Raw genomic sequence first — 21,310 nt, forward strand, 5'->3', positions numbered from 1 at the left:
TTTTTTAATCTATAAATAATCTTAAACCTTGAATGATTAAACATGCACCGATAAGAATTGCAGCATAAATTGGCTCTGCAATTGAATATACTGCAAGAGCTACAGCTATAATACCGAATATTAAAATCAATACTGAAGTGGTTTTTGAAAGTCTTGATTCTGCAATGAGACCAACAATCCCAAAGAAAATCATTATAAATCCAATAATGTAAAACTGCAAACCGACAAGGAAAGATAATGCATCGATAGCAAAAATAAACAATAAACCGAATATTATCGCAATAATTCCAATGATAATATTTACCAGTGAAAAATGAGTTAGCATGTTCCAAACGGAAAATCCGTTAATTATTGAAGCAAAACCAAAGAATAGCAAGCTTACTCCAACAATGACAGACACTAACTCTGCACTGAACATTGGGAAAATTATGAAAATTAACCCCAAGATTATGAATAAAATTCCTGAAATCTTTTCAATATTCATTATTTCATATCCGTTTTAAATAATTCCACAAGCTTCTAACATGGACTGCATACCTAAAAGAATAATTGCAACTCCACCAATAATTTCAATATAATCAGCATATTGAATAGCCACTTTGGTTCCGTAAGTTCCAATTAAAAACCAGATAATTACTGCAATTAGACTTAATCCACCTAAAATAATTGGATTAACACCAGCAACAGCACCTTGTGAAGCTAAAATTAAATTTTCAATGTTTCCAAAAATAAGTAAACCAGCGAAAGGAGCATACTCTTTAAAATCCATATTATCACCTTAGCTTTTACTCCTAATTGATTTGACAGCTCCAACAACACTTTGAATACCTAAAATAAATATTGCAAGACCACCAATGAAATTAATGTAATTTGCATACTGCATAGCAACTTCAGTAGCTACCGTACCAATAAACAACCATATAATTACAACAATTATACTTAATCCACCTAAAACCTTAGGATTAACTCCACTAGTAACACCCTGTGAAGAAAGGATTAAGTTTTCGATATTTCCAAAAATAATTAAACCAATAAAAGGCATGTACTGTTCTAAAACCATAATATCACATAATTCCTTTTGACAATTATGATTTTTATTTTAAAAATATATAATATTTTTCAAAAAAATAAGAGTGGAATTACAATTTACGTGCAAAAAGCAAATAACCACTGTGTCCGACCATTCTGGTTTTAGGTCGGGTTCCCTGCTGTCTTACCTCAAGGCCACGTTCCAAAGTTTCCAAAATTTCAATATCATAAAAGTTAAGCTTTTTAGCAACCTTGTATGAAACTTCAGCCTGATCAATGTATGGGGCATAGACAACCAGCCATCCGCCAAGATTTAATGAATCATAAACCTCTTCAAATATCTCATAAGGCTTTGGAAGGTCCAAAAACACCAAATCAATATTTTCCTCATCAATGCCTTCCTTGATATTCCTGTTTTTGACTTCAATATTTTCAATGCCGAAGGTGTCAATATTTTTCTTTGCGACTTCAGCAAAGTCTTCACGGATTTCATAGGTATAAACCTGGCCTGTTTCGCCCACAACATTACCAAAGTGAAGTGCAATGGCCCCGGCACCGGTTCCGGCATCGACAACTCTTGAACCTGCACCCAATCCAGTGTAAGCCAATACTGTTCCAATATCCTTTTTAATTAATATGGAACAACGGCGATCCATTAAATCTATGAAGTCATTGACATTAGGTTTAACAATTTTAAATGAATGGTCAAGATGACTTTTTACTTCATCACCAATTTCTGCATTTGACAAAGCTTCGGCAGAGACAATACCCAAATCACTTTGAAATTCCTGGCCTTCTTTTAAAATATACTTCTTACCCCTTTCATCTAAAATCATTTTCATTTTTTCACCTATTCAAGTTCAGACAATCTTTTAACTCTTTTTAATGAATCAGGATGTGTTGACATTAATTCCATTAATTTATTGGTAGTAGTTACTTTGATTTGTGAGTTAGCCAATTTTCTTAACTCATCATCACTGATAGATCCATCTCCATCGAAGTCAATTTGTCTGAAATCATTGATATCATTTCTTGCATTATTGATATCATTGACAAAGAATGCTCTATTTGTATTTAAATCTTTAATGGTTTGCTCATTGGTTCTAGCAGCACCATAAGATAATTTATATAAAGCTGATACTAATGCGGCAGGCCTGTTTCCAAATTCAACGGATGCCTCATCAGCATAGTATTCACGGGTTCTTGAAATGAACAGCACCAAAAGCTGACCAATCAAATAAAACAAATAGCCTAAAATACCTATAATGAATCCTCCGCCATTCTCATTTCTTGAAAACATGAAAGATAATGCAATATAGTAACAAATCATAGGTATCACGCTGACAGCGGCAGTAACCATCATATCATTATGCTTAATATGACCCATTTCATGACCTAAAACAGCTCTTAGCTCATCACGGTCAAGCAATCCCAAAATAGGTCTTGTAATTGCAATATGGCCACTTCTGGATGATCTTCCATAAGCAAACGCATTTGGAATATTAATTTCTGAAATGCAAACTTCCGGCTTTGGAACTCCGGCAGCCTGAGCCAATTCTTCAACCATCTGATGGATATTTGGAGCTTCCGCTTCACTTAAAGGCCTTACATTCATTGAACGTTTAACAAGTGAAGGACCAAACCAATACTGCAAGAACACGATCACTAAACTAGCAATCATGAAAAAGCTCCATGAACTAATTCCAAGATACATTCCGGCAAGCATTACAAGGAAATAAACGATTGTAAACATTATAATCATTGTAAGCCACATTCTCAATTTAAGTTTCCATGTGCCTCTCATAATTTATCACCTTTAATTAATTATTATTATATGTTATACTTAAAAATTTAATGGAACACAATTCCTTAAAAATATTACTTTTCAACCACTACCACAAATTAATTATTAATAGACTAACAAATATTTTAACATTACAAAGTCAGGTGATTTAATGAGTGGACCTTGGGTAGAAAAATATAGACCACAAAGCCTAGATGATATTGTAGGCCAAGAACATATTATAAATAGACTTAAAAAGTATGTTGGCGAAGAGAGCATGCCAAACTTAATGTTTACAGGACCTGCCGGTGTTGGAAAAACCACAACAGCACTGGCATTAGTTAAATCAATTCTCGGTGAATACTGGAGGCAAAACTTTTTGGAATTGAACGCTTCAGATGCAAGGGGAATTGACACAGTAAGAAATGACATTAAAAACTTCTGTAGATTAAAACCTGTCGGCGCCCCATTTAGAATAATATTTCTGGATGAAGTGGACAATATGACAAAGGATGCTCAGCATGCTTTAAGACGTGAAATGGAAATGTATACAAAAACAGCTTCATTTATCCTATCATGTAATTATTCATCAAAAATTATTGATCCGATTCAGTCAAGATGTGCAATATTCAGATTTGCACCTCTTAAAGGAGAAGAAGTTATCGAAAGATTAAAGTACATCTGTAATGAAGAAAGCTTCGATTATGATGAAAAAGGTATTGAAACGATAGTATATTATGCTGAAGGAGATATGCGTAAGGCAGTTAACATCCTGCAGGCAACAGCTTCTGAAGGAGAGCACATCACAGAAGACAGCGTTTATGATGTTGTTTCAAAATCAAAGCCACAGGATATTTCTGACATGATTACAAAAGCACTTACCGGAGACTTTATGGGTTCAAGAAAGCTCCTGCATGAAACAATGGTTCTGCAGGGTACAAGTGGAGAGGACATGGTTTCCCAAATCTATCAGGAAGTATCAAGAAGGGTTCTTGACGGAAAAATGGATCCTGACTTTTATATTGATGTTATCGAAGCAATAGCTAACTGTGACTTTAGAATAAGAGAAGGTTCCAATCCGAGAATACAACTTGAAGCCCTTTTAACCAAATTCTTATAGAAAGGTATTCAAATGTTATGGACAGACAAATACCGACCAAAAAACCTAAAAGAGATATTAGGTAACAATAAGGAAAAAAAGATAATTCAAGATTGGGTTAACAATTGGAAAGCAGGCAATCCTCAGCAGCCCCTGCTTTTAGTTGGACCTCCGGGAATTGGAAAGACAACTTTTGCACAGGCAATCGCCAAGGAATTTTCAGAATATATTGAGCTGAATGCAAGTGACAAGCGTTCACAGGACGTTATTAAAAGCACGATTGGTGAGTCATCATCATCAAGGTCACTTTTCGGAGACGACTATAAACTGATTATAATGGACGAAGTCGATGGTATTCATGGAACCAACGATCGTGGCGGAGTCAGAGCTATTGGAGAGATTATTAAAACTTCAAAACATCCTTTAATTTTAATAGCCAATGATTTCTACTCCAAAAGGCTTCAATCCATTAAGCCAAAATGTCAAGTCATCAAAATGGCTAAAATCAGAGGTCCAACAATCAACAAAATGCTTAAAAATATTGCTGAAAAAGAAGGCATTGAATATGATAAGGAAGCTCTCAAGGAATTATCCAAAAAGGCAAATGGAGATATCCGTTCTGCAATCAATACTTTTCAGGCAATTGCCGACACTTCACATGAACTGACAATGGAAGATGTTGAAACAGTCACAACAAAAGACGACAGATCAACAATCATTGACGGAGTAATGGCAACATTGAAAAGCAAAAATCCTAGACATGTCAAGGATGCTTTAAGGGTTGATGAAGACCCTACGCTTGTAATGGAGTATATTGCCGAGAATGTCGCCCGTGAATACACCAATAAAAATGAGCTTAAAAAAGCATATGAAAACTTATCCAATGCAGACCTCTACTTTGGAAGAGCACAAAGCACAAGAAACTACGGCTATTGGAAATACGCAACTGATTTTATGGGAATTGGTGTAAGCTCTTCAAAAAGAGAAACCTACAAGAAATTCACACCAATCAAAGGCCCTACAGTATTCACTTTAATGGGACGCAATCGTGGAAAAAGGAACCTACGTGACGGCATAGCAGAAAAAATGTCTGAAAAGATGCACATTTCAAATACCGTTGCAATTTCAATGTTTCCATATTTGGAGATAATGTTTCAAAATGATGAACTTGCCTGGGAAATCTCAGACTTCCTTGATTTAGACAAAGACGAGATAAAACGCTTCAGAAAAAAAGTCATCCCTAAGTCCGTCATTAAGAAAATGGAGAAACAGAAAGAGGAAATGCGTATAGAAGAGCGTGACAGACGTGCAGAGGAACTTCAAAATCAGATGTTTGCAGGAATTCCTCAGGAGATAGAAGAAGAACCTGTCAGAGATGAACCAGAATTAATTTCTCCAGAACCGGAAACAGAAAAATCAGCTATTGAAGAAGAATTAATTTCTCCAGAAGAAGAAAGTGAGGAATTAATGATTGAAGAAATGGTTGAAGAAGAAGTTGAAGAAAAACCTAAAGAGAAGAAGAATAAACAAGCATCTTTATTCGACTTCTAATTTTTTATTTTTTAATAATATAAAACAAATTTTACTATTTTTATTAAAAAAAGTCAACATGACGGTTATTTTCAATTCTTTCTTTGATTTTTATTTCATTTGGTGTATCTGGTCTTTTCATTTCTTTTAAAAATTCTTTGGTTTCAATTCCAAATAACGTTGGAGTAGGAGCAATTGGTTTTGCCAAAATATCAAATCCTATATTTTTATATTCACAACTTATTTTCAATATAATCTGATGCTTTAAGCACGTTTTCCCTATATTGTGGTGCCACATCCTCTAAGAAGTTCATAAATGATGATGCCAGCTCATCATTATTTTCATTTTTAATTTGTGATTTGCCATCCATTTCCAGAAATGAATTGATCCAATCCAATGGCACGTTAATTAACGGATATATTTCATTATCCTTTTTATCAAATTCTATGCCTTCACCCTTAAAGATTGTGGAAAATATCTGATTGACCTTATCATCCAATATTGTTGTATTTACAATCAAATCATAGTCTCCTTCATTAACAATTTTAATCCCATATTTACGGGTATACGGCTCCAATAGTATATCTACAATGAAATTATCCTCGGAAAGTAAAATTCTTGAATTAGGTTTTATGTCTGACAGAGATTTTGCCGCTTTGGCGCAAATCTTTTGGAAAAGTGAGTTTCTGACAACTTCAATATTAGCATACTGTTTGGCGAATGTCTCCTGACGTTTTCTTGAAAACTTTGAAAAACGTAAATTGTTAATATAAAGCTTTTCGGGAGTATATGAAACATATCTTGTATCCACACCGATTATTTTTAAATATTTCAATACATCCTTTTTGGAATCTGAAAATTCTTCATCGTCACTGGCTAGAGCAGATACATCAAAAATAAAATCCATTTTATAACCTCAAATATTTTGTCAGCGCATCTTCCATTACATCAATTGGCGCCTTTTTACCAGTCCAAATCTCAAAGCTTTCAGCACCCTGATATAAAAGCATTTTAATTCCATAAACTGGTATTGCATCTGCTTTAATAGCTTCTTTTAGCAATACTGTTTCATTCGGATTATAAACTGCATCAAATACTACCAAATCCTCATGCATCTTGTCACTTGAAGCAATAGGATCAACATCCACATTGGGATGCATTCCAACAGGAGTCGTATTGATTAAAATGTCGGCATCACCCAAATCCATATCATTAATCTGGCCGGATTCAACATTATCAATTAATCCGGATTTTAAAACATCTTCGGATAATTTTTGAGCCTTTTCAACATTTCTATTAAGTATGGTTAAAGTATCAACACCATATTTTGCCAGATAAAAGGATATTGCTCTTGAAGCACCGCCTGCTCCGGCAACTACAACATTTTTATTTTTAACTGATGTTACTTCTTCAATAGCTTTTATAGCACCAATACCGTCAGTGTTATAACCTTTCAAATCCTTGAAATCTATTGTATTGACGGCACCAATTAATTTTGCAACCTCATCAATTTCATTCAGATATTTCATTACTTCGATTTTATGGGGAATTGTTACATTAAATCCTTTTATGTTTAATGCTTCAGCCCCTTTGATTGCATTTTCCAAATCTTGAGGATTGACATCAAATGCTGTGTAGACATAATCCATATCCAATTTTTTAAAAGCTGCATTGTGCATCGGCGGCGAAAAACTATGTTCCACAGGATGGCCAATCAATCCAACTACATTTGTACTTCCTTTTATTTCCATATATTTAAATTAGCTACAAAATTATTTAAACTTTAATTTTCAAAAATTAATATACTATAAAATAGGAGAACTAACATGGAATTTACAAGACCAAGAGGTACCAGAGATTTTTTATTTGAAGAAATGGAAGAGAGAAAAAAAGCGGAACGTACCTTAAGATATATATTTGAAAATTATGGTTATAGGGAAATTAAAACCCCTTTATTTGAAGAATTAAAACTTTTTACAACAAAATCCGGAGAAGAAATTGTAGACCAGTTATATAATTTTAAAGACAAATCAGATAGGGAACTTACATTGAGGCCAGAAATCACTGCCCCAGTAGCCAGATTATACTTAAATGAACTTGAAAAGACTGCCGTCAAACCTATCAAACTTTATTATTACGGCAGCTGTTTCAGATACGAAAGGCCTCAAAAAGGAAGATTCAGACAATTCTGGCAATTCGGATGTGAATTGATAGGTGCAAAATCTCCTCAAGGAGAAGCTGAAGTCATTGCAATGTGCAGCGATTCAATTGAAGCTTTAGGAATCACTGGCGCTGACGTTAATATTAACCACTTAGGCATTATCCGTGGCCTGTTCAAGCATTTTGAAGTTGACACCAAAACCCAAAGGGAACTGATGGTAGTTATCGATAAGGGAGATAAAGATTTATTAAAAGAGTCACTAAGCGGGAAAAATCCTATTATATCAAATGATGAGCTAAACCAAATCCTGCTTAAACTGATTGATTTGGTTGGAGACAAAAGCATTCTCGATGACGTTGAAGAGTTAATCAAAGATTATGAAGAGCCACAGGAAGCATTCAGTCAATTAAAAGAATTGGTTGAGCTATTGGACTCCTTTGATATGGACAACTACACACTAAACCTGGGCGTTGCAAGAGGCCTTGATTATTATACCGGAATTGTGTTTGAAATTTATGTCGAAGGTCTTGGAGCCCAGAAACAGGTTTGTGGTGGAGGAACATACAGCCTGATTAAGGTATTCGGCGGACAGGAAGTTGAATCTACTGGTTTCGCATTAGGTTTCGACAGATTAATGAATGCTATTGAAGAGCTGGTTGAAAAAGAAGAGGCAAAATCACACCTGGACGTTTATGTGGCACCAATTTCAGCTGACGTCAGATTAAAGGCTTATGAGATAACACAAAGCCTAAGAAGAGCGGGACTGAGATGTGATGTTGATTTGAACAACAAGAAATTCAAAAAGCTCATGAATTATGCTGATAAAATCAAAGTGCCGAAAATAATAATTATCGGTAAAAATGATTTGGAAGAAGGAAAAGTAACCATTAAGGATATGGAAAGCGGAAATCAGGAGTTAATAGAAATCGATAACATCATAACTTACTTGAAAGGAGAATGAACAATGAATATTAATTTTAGACATGAAATTAATGGTGTGAAGGTAATTACCGCAGTTGCACAGGACGCTGAAACAGGTGAAATCCTGATGGTAGCCAATATGAACGAAGAGGCATTGCAAAAAACCATTGAAACAGGAAAAGCCCATTATTGGAGCACATCCAGAAACAAACAATGGCTGAAAGGGGAAAGCTCAGGCCATACACAGGAAGTTGAGGAGATTCGTGTTGACTGCGATATGGACGCTGTTGTTTTAAAAATCAGACAAAATGGTGCAGCATGCCATGAAGGCTATTATTCATGCTTTTTTAGAAACCTTGAATTAGAAAATTCACCAGACATTAATGATTTGAAAGACGAAGATATAAAAGAAAACCAAGAAAGACTTGTTAACCCTGAAGACGTGTATTGAAATGAAAACAATAATTCTAGATACAAGTGCTGTGATTATTGGAGCCGTTAGCAAACTTTTGGAAGAAGAAGATTTGGATTATCCTGAAATAATCGTTCCTGAAGCTGTTGTTTGTGAACTTGAACATCAGGCAAATGCTAACAGGCGTGAAGGAATTAATGGATTGAATGAACTGCAGCACTTGCAAGATTTACAATATGAAGGAGAGCTTGCAATATCCTTTAAAGGCAGACGTCCTACCAATTATGATATAAAATATGCTAAAAGTGGAGAAATCGATGCCTTAATAAGAGATTTGGCAAGATCAGAATTCGGAACATTACTCACCAATGACAAAGTACAGGCAGAAACCGCCAAAGCACAGGGAATTCCGGTTTATTATTATAAACAGGAATATGTTGAAAAAGAATTGTCCATCGCAAAGTTTTTCGATGAAACAACGATGTCCGTTCATTTAAAGGAAAATGTTGTCCCGATGGCTAAAAAAGGAAAGCCAGGACACATCGACTTTGTTAGATTATCTGATGAAGCATATAATCATGTTAAACTTCAGGAAATTATCGATGAAATCATTGACAAAGCAAGAAGCGATGCTAAAACTTACATGGAATCTGTAAAGGAAGGCTCAATTGTCGTTCAGTCAAGAGAATACAGGATTTCAATAGCCAGACCTCCTTTTTCTGAAGCAATTGAAATAACTGCAGTAAGACCTGTTGCAAACATTGATTTGGATGAATACCGCTTAAGCTCAAAATTAATGGACCGTATTAACAACAATGCAGAGGGAATCCTGATTTCAGGCTCTCCAGGTGCTGGTAAATCCACTTTTGTACAGGCAATAGCAAAATATTATTCCGGAGAACTGAATAAAATTGTAAAGACCATGGAATCTCCAAGAGACTTGCAATTACCTGATGAAATAACCCAATATGCTCCTTTGGAAGGAAGTATGGAAAATACTGCAGACGTATTGCTTTTGGTGAGACCGGATTACACAATTTACGATGAGTTAAGGAAAAATCATGACTTCAATATCTTTGCAGACATGCGTCTGGCCGGAGTTGGAATGATTGGAGTTGTTCATGCCACAAGACCAATTGATGCAATTCAAAGAATAGCTTCCAGAGTGGAACTCGGTGTTATCCCATCAATTGTCGATACAAGTATTTATATTGAAAATGGAGAAGTCAAAAGCGTTTATGAAACAAAGATGACCGTTAAGGTTCCAAGCGGAATGAAAGAGGCTGACCTTGCAAGACCTGTCATTGAGGTTCGTGACTTTGAAACCGGCGAGCTTAAAAACGAAATTTACACTTACGGTGAACAGACCATTGTTATGGATTTGGATTTGGTCAACAATCCATCAAACAGCAATTCCAAATCATCTGTTGATATTATTGCTGAAAAAGAGATTTTAAGACAAATCAAGAGAATACTGCCTAAAAAAGCAAAAGTGGATGTTGAGGTGGTATCTCCTGAGCGAGCAAACATCTACATTCCGGATGACCTGGTTCCAAAAGTTATCGGTAAAAACGGTAAAAGAATAGCTGAAATCGAAGAAAAAATTGGAATTTCTCTAGGAGTTGAAGTTATAGAAGACAAATACAAAAGAGATCCTTTTGAAATTGACATTACCCATACCAAAAAACAGTTAATATTGGAACTAGGCCGTGAAAACGGAAGATCCAATTTCGACATACTGATTGGAGGAGAATATCTGCTCACTGCAACAACCTCCAAAAAAGGAGAAATAAGAATAAAAAACGGCATTGAATTATCTGATTTTATTATTGAAGCCATTGAAATGGGTTTGGAAATCAGCGCTGTTAAAAAGTGATTAAAATGAAAATTGGAGCATCAACATTAGCAACATTTAATGATAGTTTAAACAGTAGTTTGGAATTTATAGAAGGTTTAGGAATTGAATATGCGGAATTATTGCATCAATATCCTACTGAAACCTTTGATTTGGACGTTTTAAATAGTTATAATTTAAAATACACAATTCATGCCCCTTTTATGGATGTCAATATTGCTGCTTTAGGTTCCAAAAGCAGGGCTGCATCAATGGAGCAGATTAGGGATTCCATCGATTTGGCAAATGAAATTGATGCCAAAGCCGTTGTTGTCCATCCGGGATTGATTCCATTCCTTGCAAGGGAAATGCCTGAAGAGATTTACAAAGTATCCAATAATTCAATAAAAGAGCTTGGACAATACAGCGAAGATTTGGGCGTCAACACCACAATCGAAAATATGCCCGCATTTGAAAACATGATTTATCAGAACATGTCAAAACTAAACAAAACTCTCGAAGAATTCAACATGGGAATGACCTTTGACATTGGTCATGCACACCATTCAGGAATATCTCCTGACGAGATGTATTTTGATTCAATTAAACACATACATGCCCATGATAATATGGGTGATGATGACTCACACCTGGCACTTGGTGAGGGCAATATTCAATTAAAAGACATCATAGGTACTTTTGAGAAAAAAAATTATGATGGCATCTACATGATTGAAGTAAATGATAAGGATTCCATTAAAAAAAGTCTTGAATATCTGAAAAACAATTTCTGATTTTAAAAAAAATAAAAATTTTAAGAGGTAAAATTACCTCTTAAGGTTCAACAATAATTTTGTTTGAAATGGATGTACCGTTATAACTTGATGTGATAATGTACTCATCTACAGCAGCACCCAATTTAATGTTCAATGCAGCATAACCGTCACTATCAGTGGTTCTTTGATAGAATACACCGTTAATGTTGAAGGTAATGTTTTCACCAGCGAAAGGTTTACCTTGACCATCTAATAATAAAGCTCTGAACTGATCGGAAGTACCGTATTTTTTGACTAAGTCTTTAGCATATAAAATAGGTAATACTTCAATATTGTTAGATGCCATACATTCTCCATACATTGCAGTAATAGTGTAATTACCCGGTCCTAAATTAATATTCAATTTAGCTTGTCCTGATTCGTTGGTCTGACGAGTGTACATTACACCATTAATGTTGAATGTGACATTTTCACCAGCTCCAACAACTTTACCGTCAGCACCTATTACAGTGACAACATATTGGGAAGCGTTTTTATAGTATTTTACCAAATCAGTGTTGTTTGCAATATTGGATATTACAGTAATATTGTTTGAATATTGCTGACCGTTAACCGGATGAATAGCAGTTAAAATGTAAGTTCCAGCAGCTAAATTAATATTTAATCTGGCAGTACCGTTTTCATTGGTTAGACGTTTGTACATAACACCATTGATGTTGAATGTTACTTCAGTACCGTTAGCTAACGGGTTGCCCTGACCATCGAGGAAAGTTGCATAGTATTGTGATGCATTTCTAAACATTTTTACTAAATTCTCACCATAGATAGTAGATAAAACAGTAATGCTGTTTTCAATAGAGGAATTAGTACAGTTTCCAGTACCTACATATGATACAGAAGCTGAGTAATTACCAGGGCTTAAGTTAATAGCAATTGAAGCAGTACCGTTCTCATCAGTGGTTCTACCGTATGTTGCGCCGTTGATTGTAAGAGTTACGTTTTCATTAGCTAAAGGATTACCATTCATGTCAGTTACTTTCAATACATATCTAGTACCGTTTTTATAATACATTACGACATCTTCAGCCTGGATGATGACTCTTTGCATTGCAGGAGTGTTATTAACAACAAGTGTGTTTCCTGCAATATTGTCAACAGCAGCGTCACCGGTATAAGCGGCAGCAACAAGATAGTTATCTGTTACGGAGCCTGTTCCTTTTGCATCAACAGCAAATTCACCAGTGGTGGTAATATTGTTGTTGGTTACAGTAGCATTACCACTTACAATGTGAACACCGGTTGTTTCAATACCCATTGAGTCATAACCTGCAGGAGTACCTTCATTGGATCCGGTAGCATTGATTGTATTTTCTTCAATTGTAATATTAGCAATTGCAGATGCGATACCTGTTGTGTAGTTACCGTTCAATACAATTAAGTTGTTTCCAACTATAGCTTCACTTCCTGATAAGGACATTCCAAATACAGTATTACCTTCAGCGGCAATAGCATTGTCGACAATTTCTGCTTTGACATCACCAGCCCAATTAGCGGTGTAAATACCGTAAGCGGAAGTGCCGTTAACAGCAATTATGTTTCCAGCAATGATACCGTTTGAGTTACTTTCAACATCGATACCGCATGAGTAAGCATCATTTTCAGCAGCAATTATATTGTCATCAATTTCGAAATATTCACCCGTGATAACAAGTCCATAGCCATATGGAGCACCTTCCATAGCAATAAGGTTGTCAGTGACAAGTGCATTGTTTCCTCTGATGTTTACTGCATAAACAGTGTCATAAGTACTCATTTGGTCGTTAGCGTTTACATCAATAGTATTATTTTCTAAAACAGCATTGTCACAATCAAATAATGAAACACCTTCTGAATAAACAGTGTTTGTAGTCCAGTTAATGGAACGTGCAGGAAGATCAGCTGCAATATCATTATTTGAAATAGTTAAATTATCACAGCCTTCAGCATAAATAACATAATTAATAAATGTTCCGTCGGTTTCAACACTGTAAACAATTGTATTGTTGTCAATTACAGTATTATCTGAAAGAACAATTTCAACAGCGAAATTATCAGTGTCATTTGCACCTTCAATATCGAAGTTGTTGTTAATAATCTGAATGTTATCAAATTCATAAACACCTAACTTGGATTTTCCGATGAAGTTAAATCCGTCAACAGTGACATTATCAGCTACAATACTCATAGCAATACTGTCTAAGGTAGCATTATCACTTAATAAGGTAATTGGCTTATTAATAGTAATAGTTGGTACCAAATTGGAGAATTCGCCGATGAATGTTAAATTGTCTCCAGTGATTTGTTCTCTTAAAACACCGTCATCATCAAAGTAAATGTAGAATGTGTCATTTGTTAATTTATAATCCAATTCCATTTCAGGAGTGTTGTTAGCAACTAAAACACCACCGTCTTGAGCATAATCAACTGCAAAATCACCAGTCAATACTTCAGCATAAAGTTCATTGTCAGTTACAGTACCGTCCTTTTGGACTTCAACAGCATATTTGGAGTTTGAAGTGATGTTGTTGTTTGTTACAGTTGCATCTATGCCTATAACTTTAACACCAATAGTCTGAACACCCATCATGTCGTAACCTAAAGGAGTACCTACATTGGAACCGTTAGCAATGATTGTATTGTTGTTAATTACAGTGTCATTAGCAGCAGTAACAATACCTGTAGTATAGTTACCTTGAACAATGATAGCATTATTTTCAGCAGAGATTTCACTGCCTGATAAGGACATTGCAAATGCTGAGTTGGAATTAACTAAAATCATGTTATCAGTAATGTTTGCTTTTACATCACCAGCCCAGTTAGCAGTGTAAATACCATAAGCAGACACATCAGCGACTGCGTAAATTAAATTACCTTCAATAAGACCATCGGAAGCACCGTCAATTTCAACAGCACATGCATAAGTACCGTTTTGAACAGCAACAATCATGTTATTGGAAATATCAAAGTTTTCACCGGATAAAACGAGAGCATATCCATAAGGAGCTTCAATAACACCTATTTGATTTTCAACGAGGGTTGCATTGTCCCCTTTGATGTTAACTGCATAGATAGTGTCATAAGTACTGATTTGGTCATTGGATTTGACACCGATAATGTTTTCGTATAATACCGCATTGTCACAGCCGTCCAAGAAAACACCCTGAGAGTAAACCATTCCTGTACCCCAGTCGATGGAACGGGCAGGTAATAATGCAGCCACAGTATTTCTGGTAATTACTAAATTATCAGATCCTGCAGCATGAATAGCTATATTTTGGAAGGTTTCATTGGTTTCAACACCGAATGTAATGTTGTTATTATCAATTAAAACATCATCGGACATTATAATGCTGATTACTTTGTTATTGTCATCTGCCACACCGTCAACAATGATGTTGTTGTTGATGATTGAAACATTTGCAGCATCTTCAACATGAATTATTTCAGATAATGTTTCGCTTACAAACATGAATCCGTCAACAGTGACATTGTCGGACATGATGTTGAATGACATGTCGCTTAAAACTGCATTGTCGCTTAATAACTTAACAGGCCTGTCAATGATTATCCATGGAGGGAGATTTGAGAAATCACCTATGAATGTTAATGATTCTGAAGTGATGTTTTCCCTTATGAATCCGTTTTCATTGAAGAACAAGAAGAATGTGTCGTTGGTTAAGTTATAGTTTGTTGCATTTGCCATAGGGATGTTGTTTTCAACCAAAGTAGCATTGTTTGCATTTACACTCTCATCACCGATCAATTCCGCAGCAACAAGATAGTTATCAGTTACTTCACCTTCAGCAGCAGTGTTTACAGTGTAATTTCCTGTGGTTGTTATAACATTATATTTAGCAGATAAATCACCTAATAATGCATGAATACCAACGGTTTCTACTCCAAATCCATCCCAGATAGACATATTTCCAATGTTTGAAGCATCCAAAGTTATTTCATTGTTTGTAATATCAGCACTACCACTTACCCTGACAGCAATACCTGTGGTATAATTACCATCAAGCATGATATGATTTCCATCAGCAACAACGTCAATACCACCTAGTTCCATACCCCAAACAGCATATGCAATACCCTGAATCGCATTGTTTAAATATTCAACACTAACATTACCATTGGACATTGCAGCATAAACAGGATAAGCCACAGTTGGTGAATAAATTATCAGGAAATTATCATTAACAATACCTGAAGCAGGACCTTCAACATCAATACCACAAGAATAATAAGTAGCATCGATTCCGAAATCATTATCACTGACTGTGAAATTCTCACCAGAAATTATAAGACCGTAAATATAGTCCTGACCAAAAGCACTAATTATATTATTTTCAATTACTGCATTGTCACTGTCCACATCAACAACATAAATAGTATCATAACCATAAAGTGTGATTACATCAGTAGCATTAAGATTGACAATATTATCAGAGAATACTAAATCAGCATTATCTTTTAATACAATACCTTCAGAAACAGGGAAGCTTACCCAGTTACCGGATGTAGCCGGAATTTCTTTCCATGGAACATCAACGGAAGGAATATGAATTTCAAAGTAGTTTTCTGATATGGAATCGACTGTAGAGTTTTCTGCATACATTGCATTATTGATGGTTGTACCATTGGTTTTACCTGTGAAATAAATTACGTTGTTCATGAATAATACATCAACATCATTGAAAAGATAAATTCCGTAGGAATCAGCTAAACCATTATCATTTACAGTAATAATGTTTCTTCCAGCAGTTAAATTGGATTTTGTAACAAATAAACCTTTTCCAGTGGAAGTTATATTATTATATGCCAAGAAGACTTGACCATTGATTGCTTTGATTGCAACAGTCTCAACACCGAAGCCATCCCATACATATTCATTACCAACATTGGAACCATCAACTATAATATTATTATCATTAATGGTTAATGAATCGAGATTAGCCGCAATACCTGTGGTATAATTACCTTCTAATGTGATAGTGTTATAATCGACAGTAGCTTCAATTCCACCTAATTCCATACCAAATACTGCATAAGCTTCTGCTAAAATAGTATTATTAGTATACTCCATAGTAACATTACCATTGGACATAGCAGCATAAATACCATAAGCGGCAGTAGGAGATAAAAGAACAATTGAATTGTTTGAAACAACACCAGAAGCAGGACCTTCAACATCAATACCGTTAGCATAATATGACTCAGATTCTACTTGAATTTCATTATTTGAAATAGTAAAGTCTTCACCTGAAACAATAATACCATAAATGTAATCTTTACCGATTGCAGAAATAAAATTATTGTCTAAAACCGCATTATCATTATCAGAATCAATAACATAAATAGTATCATAACCATAAGCTGTGATGACATCAGTAGCATTAAGATTGACAGTATTATCAGAGAATACTAAATCAGTGTTATCTTTTAATACGATACCTTCAGAAGCAGGGAAGCTTACCCAGTTACCTGATGTGGCTGGGATTTCTTTCCATACAACATCTACGGAAGGAATAGCAATTTCAAAGGTGTTTTCTGAAATTGAATCAATAGTAGAGTTTTCTGCATACATTGCATTATTGATGAATGTACCGTCGGTTATACCAACATAATTAATTCCATTATTCATGAATAATACATCAGTATCATTTGCAAGGTAAACTGCATAGGAATCAGCTAAACCAGTGTCATTTACATTTATAGTGTTTCTTTCAGCAGTTAAGTTGGATCCTATAACGACTAAACCTTTTCCGGTGGAAGTTATGTCATTGTATGCGATAGCTACTTTACCGTTCATTGCACTGATTGCAACACTGTCAACACCTAAAGAATCATATCCTAAAGGAGTTCCGACATTGGAACCGTTTAAGGTAAATACATTGTCGTTGACTGTTAAGACTTTAGCATTGGAAGCAACACCAGTAGTATAATTACCGATAGCTTCGATGCTATTTCCTTCAACTACAGCTTCATTTACACCGAATAATGAAACACCGAAGAAAGTGTTAGCAAGACCTTCAATTATGTTGTTGGAAATGTTTACTGAACAGCCTGCACCATACCAATCAGCCGCATAAACAGCATAAGCTGAAGCAGGAGCAATAACAGAAATATTGTTACCGTCAACTACACCAGAGGAAGGATTACCGATTTCAACACCGCAAGCATAATTCGCAGTACTGCCAACATTAATTACATTGTCAGATACACTGAAATTATCACCATCGACTTTAATACCGTAAAGATAGTCGATTTCGCTTAAAGCTTCAATTTTATTGCCTTCAACAGCAACATTATCGGAATTAGCTGCATGAACTACATAAACAGTAGGATAAAAACCAACAGACTCATTGGTAATTAAAGTAATGTTATTGTCAGTGAATGCTAAGTTATCACAAGCAGCAAAGACAATACCTTCACTAGTACCGAAACCGGTTGCCCAATCAAGATCACCTGCAGGAATTTCGATTTCAACAACATTTTCTTTAACTTCAACATCTTCAGAACCTAAAACATAAATGGCAAAGTTAAAAGCAGTACCATTGGTCTTACCAGTGTATGAAATAACGTTAGCCTGAACATTTAAGTTATCTGCATAAATTGCGAAAATTGCAAAAATGTCACCTGCATTTTCAGCACCTTCAATGTCAAATAAATTCTCACATATTGCTATGTTAGAAGCATTATCAATTGAAATAGTGCTTGTTTGAGCGTCATAAGAAATAAAATTTAAATTGCTTATTGTAGAATTATCACTTCCTGAATTAAAATAGAATGATACATTAGTTAATACATCACTGGATGAGTTAGAAGTGATTGTTAAAAGTTTATCGATTACAAATTCTTTATCACTAACATTTCCAAGCTTGATTGTATCTCCATCAGAAATGTTAGAATTTTCGAGAATTGCTCCGGTTTCATTATCGAAATAGGAATCATAGTTGCTATCATCAATAATGTATTCCGAAGCGGATAAAATCTCGTTATCTTGTACGAGAGCGATACTGTCATCAGATGCTGTAATATCCTGTGCGCTTACTGCACCGAGAGACAGTAACAATATTAATAAAAATACGGATAAATATCTATATTTCATAATACATTTTCTCCTAAATTAATTGGATATAAATAATATAAAAACTTAATATAAAATTTTCATATGACAAATATTATGTACTTATTATTAATTAAATATTACGAAAAATGAAAAATAATCAATTATATTTGATAAGTAAGTAAAAATAAGTTTATTTAAAGAAGTTTTTTCTCTTTAATTTCCTTTTTGAAATATAAATATTTGGATTCAATGACTTTTCTTATGTTTTGGGCCGTAATTTTACCAATACCTTCCACTTCCATAAGCTCACTTTCGGAAGCATTGAAAACATTAGCCACAGAGCCGAAGTGCTCCAGCAGATTTTTGGCGTTGACCGGACCTATTGCCGGCAGAGACTCAACAATGAACAGTTGCTGCTCCCACAAACTAGCCGGTTTTTTATCAGTTCTTATCTGAATATTGGTCTTTTCACCGCTTTGCTCTCTTATAGCAATTCTTTTAATCATAGCAGCAGTATCCTGAGCATCACGAGTTGGAATAATGCTGATACCAAAGTCAAGCGCTATTGAAGCAATGGTTCCTCTGATTGCATTCGGATTGACCATACCTGAATACAAATCATCCCCTTCAAGAATCATCAGAGGCCTTTTGAACTCTTCAGACAGTTCACGAGCCTGCTTAAATAAGCGTTTGTCAATCATGGAACTTACAAAATCCTTTGCTGTCTTTCTTTCAATAGCCACTTCATCGCTTACCTGATAATCTGCAACAGCCATCGAATGAACCTTGACATCCATTTCCATCTGTGACAGATATCTGATAACTTTTGAGTTTCCCTCACGGGAATCCGCATAGACCAGAGGCAATTTTTCCTCCTTAGGCTTTTCAATGACTTTGACTTTTTTCTCATTGTCCATTCTGGCAACAGCAGAATCGTTCAATTCCTTTAAGACTTTAGGATCGATGAGCTGATTTTTCATGTTGTCCTCTTTTCTAACAGAAGACCAGTAATAACCCTCATCACGAGTTCCGTTAGTTATTAAAACCTTTACTCTTCCAGTTCTCTTACGCCCGGTTCTTCCACGACGCTGAATCATACGGACTTCAGAAGGAACCGGCTCATATAATACAACCAAATCAACAGCAGGAATATCAATACCTTCCTCAGCAACGCTTGTGGATATCAAAACATCGTATTCACCCATTCTGAAAGCTTTGATAATTTCTTTTTGCTCTTTTTGGGTAAGACCCTTTTCACCATCTTTAGTGGCCTGACCGAAGAATTTCGCAGACTTGATTCCTTCACGTTCGAGTTTCTCATGAATCATTTCAAGAGTGTCTCGGAACTGAGTAAATACTATGACTTTGGATGTTTTGTCATCCTGTTTATTGTCATATCTTGCAGTCTTGAGAGTAGTCTGGCCGTCACCGGTACCCAATTCCTTTTTAAGTATTTCAGCTAAAGCCCTCAGTTTAGGATGCTCCCAACCATTTTTTTCAGCATCATGTGCAAGTCTGACGGCACGTGAAAAATTAGGATCATTCATCAGTGATTTTGATGCCTTGGTTGTTTTTTTGCGCAATCTCTTAATATACTTGTTAAAAGGATGAACCCCTTGAGTTTCAACTAGCTCCTGAGCATGCTGAATATTGATAACAGCACTTAAAATGGAAATGGCCTGAAACAATTCCTTTTTAGGGTTAGTGGTTCTTGCAATTTCACCCTGAATGCGACCTCGGGTCTTTAAGATATCCACCTTAGTGACAGACACTGTTTTTAAAATTCCCATATTTTTTAAGGTTTTTAATCTGATTTTTAAAGCCTTTTCAAGGGCATTATTAATCTTTTCAAGCTCCGGACTCATGTCAATTCTTGCCCAGTCAATCTTTACCGGATTGAAATATGGCTTTACATCCCTGTCGCTTTCTGTTTTAACCACAACATTTTGAATGTATAGGTTCTCACAGACTTCCTTAATTTTTGATTTATCAGAACCCGGTGAAGCAGTTAATCCTAAAATCAAGTTATAATTGGACTCCTTGACATATCTTGAAGCCAGATAAACATAGGAATATGCACCAACACCATGGTGACATTCATCAAAAACAATCAATGAAACACTACTTAAATCATACCTTCCATTCAACAAATCAGATTCAACAGTTTGAGGAGTGGCGGAAATGATTCTGGATTCCTCCCACCTTTTTACACGGTCATCAGTTTTAACGGAACCGGTTATGGATGCGCATGGCAGATTTAAAAACTCCTTGAAACTTGACTCATGCTGAATAGCCAGAGGTTTGCTCGGAGATAAAATTAGAATTTTGGAGTTTTTCACTTTCTGCAATCTGTCCGCTGCGACTAAAATTGCTACAATAGTCTTACCTAAAGCAGTAGGTGCAACAACCATCGTATTTCCTTTTTTCAAAACATCCCCAGCCAATACCTGCTGATAGAGCCTTGACTCAATAGAATCTTTTTTAATCAGTGGATGTTTGATGTAAGTAGTCATAATAAAAGTTTAGTTGATTACTATTTATAAAATTAGTGAGAGCATTTGAACAGTAAAAAAAGCAGTTACCAGAAAGTTACCGAATTACCTGTAAGTTACAAAAACGCTTTATATAAGTTAAAATATACTATTAACTACAA

At 35.3% G+C, this 21,310-nt stretch carries 16 protein-coding genes; 6 read left to right on the plus strand and 10 right to left on the minus strand.

All coding sequences use genetic code 11. The features are described 5' to 3' along the window. Window positions 1-4 precede the first annotated feature (4 nt). From IJQ68_RS05940 to IJQ68_RS05960, 5 genes are all read right to left on the minus strand, one after another. Entirely contained in the window at window positions 5-484 is a 480-nt protein-coding gene (locus IJQ68_RS05940) for a DUF308 domain-containing protein (protein ID WP_292798194.1), read from the minus strand. A 15-nt stretch (window positions 485-499) separates the two neighbouring features. After that, the gene (locus IJQ68_RS05945) at window positions 500-769 is read right to left on the minus strand and encodes a hypothetical protein (RefSeq protein WP_292798196.1); all 270 of its coding nucleotides are present in this window, start codon (window positions 767-769) and stop codon (window positions 500-502) included. Between the two features lie 9 nt (window positions 770-778). Beyond that, window positions 779-1,060 (minus strand): hypothetical protein, encoded by a 282-nt coding sequence (locus IJQ68_RS05950; protein ID WP_292798198.1) that lies wholly within the window; start codon window positions 1,058-1,060, stop codon window positions 779-781. A gap of 79 nt (window positions 1,061-1,139) precedes the next feature. Beyond that, the gene (locus tag IJQ68_RS05955) at window positions 1,140-1,871 is read right to left on the minus strand and encodes a tRNA (adenine-N1)-methyltransferase (protein WP_292798200.1); all 732 of its coding nucleotides are present in this window, start codon (window positions 1,869-1,871) and stop codon (window positions 1,140-1,142) included. A gap of 8 nt (window positions 1,872-1,879) precedes the next feature. After that, entirely contained in the window at window positions 1,880-2,833 is a 954-nt protein-coding gene (locus tag IJQ68_RS05960) for a zinc metalloprotease HtpX (RefSeq protein WP_292798202.1), read from the minus strand. 151 nt (window positions 2,834-2,984) lie between these two features. On the opposite strand from IJQ68_RS05960, the gene IJQ68_RS05965 reads away from it, so the two are divergent. Together IJQ68_RS05965 and IJQ68_RS05970 are read left to right on the plus strand one after the other, a co-directional pair. Beyond that, a complete protein-coding gene (locus IJQ68_RS05965; protein ID WP_292798204.1) occupies window positions 2,985-3,932 on the plus strand; it encodes a replication factor C small subunit in 948 nt (315 codons plus the stop codon). 12 nt (window positions 3,933-3,944) lie between these two features. After that, a complete protein-coding gene (locus IJQ68_RS05970; protein ID WP_292798206.1) occupies window positions 3,945-5,462 on the plus strand; it encodes a replication factor C large subunit in 1,518 nt (505 codons plus the stop codon). Between the two features lie 43 nt (window positions 5,463-5,505). On the opposite strand, the gene IJQ68_RS05975 is transcribed toward IJQ68_RS05970, so the two are convergent. The 3 genes from IJQ68_RS05975 to aroE are packed head-to-tail and all read right to left on the minus strand — an operon-like array spanning window position 5,506 to window position 7,193. Further along, window positions 5,506-5,649, minus strand: a complete 144-nt coding sequence (locus IJQ68_RS05975; protein WP_292798208.1) for a hypothetical protein — start codon at window positions 5,647-5,649, stop codon at window positions 5,506-5,508. A gap of 25 nt (window positions 5,650-5,674) precedes the next feature. After that, on the minus strand, window positions 5,675-6,349 hold the full coding sequence (locus tag IJQ68_RS05980) for an ATPase (RefSeq protein ID WP_292798210.1): 675 nt from the start codon (window positions 6,347-6,349) through the stop codon (window positions 5,675-5,677). A gap of 1 nt (window position 6,350) precedes the next feature. Next, entirely contained in the window at window positions 6,351-7,193 is an 843-nt protein-coding gene (aroE, locus tag IJQ68_RS05985) for a shikimate dehydrogenase (RefSeq protein ID WP_292798211.1), read from the minus strand. Between the two features lie 75 nt (window positions 7,194-7,268). On the opposite strand from aroE, the gene hisS reads away from it, so the two are divergent. Genes hisS through IJQ68_RS06005 form a run of 4 tightly spaced genes read left to right on the plus strand, consistent with a single transcriptional unit; the run spans window position 7,269 to window position 11,564 of the window. After that, on the plus strand, window positions 7,269-8,564 hold the full coding sequence (hisS, locus tag IJQ68_RS05990; RefSeq protein WP_292798213.1) for a histidine--tRNA ligase: 1,296 nt from the start codon (window positions 7,269-7,271) through the stop codon (window positions 8,562-8,564). 3 nt (window positions 8,565-8,567) lie between these two features. Beyond that, entirely contained in the window at window positions 8,568-8,975 is a 408-nt protein-coding gene (hisI, locus tag IJQ68_RS05995) for a phosphoribosyl-AMP cyclohydrolase (RefSeq protein WP_292798215.1), read from the plus strand. A 1-nt stretch (window position 8,976) separates the two neighbouring features. After that, window positions 8,977-10,812, plus strand: a complete 1,836-nt coding sequence (locus IJQ68_RS06000) for a PINc/VapC family ATPase (protein WP_292798217.1) — start codon at window positions 8,977-8,979, stop codon at window positions 10,810-10,812. 5 nt (window positions 10,813-10,817) lie between these two features. Next, window positions 10,818-11,564: a sugar phosphate isomerase/epimerase gene (locus IJQ68_RS06005; RefSeq protein WP_292798219.1), complete on the plus strand. Its 747-nt coding sequence runs from the start codon at window positions 10,818-10,820 to the stop codon at window positions 11,562-11,564. 40 nt (window positions 11,565-11,604) lie between these two features. Here IJQ68_RS06005 and IJQ68_RS06010 read toward each other — a convergent pair whose 3' ends face one another. After that, the gene (locus IJQ68_RS06010) at window positions 11,605-18,696 is read right to left on the minus strand and encodes a hypothetical protein (RefSeq protein ID WP_292798221.1); all 7,092 of its coding nucleotides are present in this window, start codon (window positions 18,694-18,696) and stop codon (window positions 11,605-11,607) included. A gap of 155 nt (window positions 18,697-18,851) precedes the next feature. Next, a complete protein-coding gene (locus IJQ68_RS06015; RefSeq protein WP_292798223.1) occupies window positions 18,852-21,170 on the minus strand; it encodes a DEAD/DEAH box helicase in 2,319 nt (772 codons plus the stop codon). Between the last annotated feature and the right edge of the window lie 140 nt (window positions 21,171-21,310).

This window comes from Methanobrevibacter sp., from assembly GCF_017447225.1.
In the GTDB taxonomy this organism is placed as follows: Archaea; Methanobacteriota; Methanobacteria; order Methanobacteriales; family Methanobacteriaceae; genus Methanocatella.

Excerpts from the sequence above, each read along its gene's own strand:
- IJQ68_RS05940 (WP_292798194.1), bottom strand. The coding sequence starts at position 484 with ATGAATATTGAAAAGATTTCAGGAATTTTATTCATAATCTTGGGGTTA.
- IJQ68_RS05945 (WP_292798196.1), bottom strand. The coding sequence starts at position 769 with ATGGATTTTAAAGAGTATGCTCCTTTCGCTGGTTTACTTATTTTTGGA.
- IJQ68_RS05950 (WP_292798198.1), bottom strand. The coding sequence starts at position 1,060 with ATGGTTTTAGAACAGTACATGCCTTTTATTGGTTTAATTATTTTTGGA.
- IJQ68_RS05955 (WP_292798200.1), bottom strand. The coding sequence starts at position 1,871 with ATGAAAATGATTTTAGATGAAAGGGGTAAGAAGTATATTTTAAAAGAA.
- IJQ68_RS05960 (WP_292798202.1), bottom strand. The coding sequence starts at position 2,833 with ATGAGAGGCACATGGAAACTTAAATTGAGAATGTGGCTTACAATGATT.
- IJQ68_RS05965 (WP_292798204.1), top strand. The coding sequence starts at position 2,985 with ATGAGTGGACCTTGGGTAGAAAAATATAGACCACAAAGCCTAGATGAT.
- IJQ68_RS05970 (WP_292798206.1), top strand. The coding sequence starts at position 3,945 with ATGTTATGGACAGACAAATACCGACCAAAAAACCTAAAAGAGATATTA.
- IJQ68_RS05980 (WP_292798210.1), bottom strand. The coding sequence starts at position 6,349 with ATGGATTTTATTTTTGATGTATCTGCTCTAGCCAGTGACGATGAAGAA.
- aroE (WP_292798211.1), bottom strand. The coding sequence starts at position 7,193 with ATGGAAATAAAAGGAAGTACAAATGTAGTTGGATTGATTGGCCATCCT.
- hisS (WP_292798213.1), top strand. The coding sequence starts at position 7,269 with ATGGAATTTACAAGACCAAGAGGTACCAGAGATTTTTTATTTGAAGAA.
- hisI (WP_292798215.1), top strand. The coding sequence starts at position 8,568 with ATGAATATTAATTTTAGACATGAAATTAATGGTGTGAAGGTAATTACC.
- IJQ68_RS06000 (WP_292798217.1), top strand. The coding sequence starts at position 8,977 with ATGAAAACAATAATTCTAGATACAAGTGCTGTGATTATTGGAGCCGTT.
- IJQ68_RS06005 (WP_292798219.1), top strand. The coding sequence starts at position 10,818 with ATGAAAATTGGAGCATCAACATTAGCAACATTTAATGATAGTTTAAAC.
- IJQ68_RS06010 (WP_292798221.1), bottom strand. The coding sequence starts at position 18,696 with ATGAAATATAGATATTTATCCGTATTTTTATTAATATTGTTACTGTCT.
- IJQ68_RS06015 (WP_292798223.1), bottom strand. The coding sequence starts at position 21,170 with ATGACTACTTACATCAAACATCCACTGATTAAAAAAGATTCTATTGAG.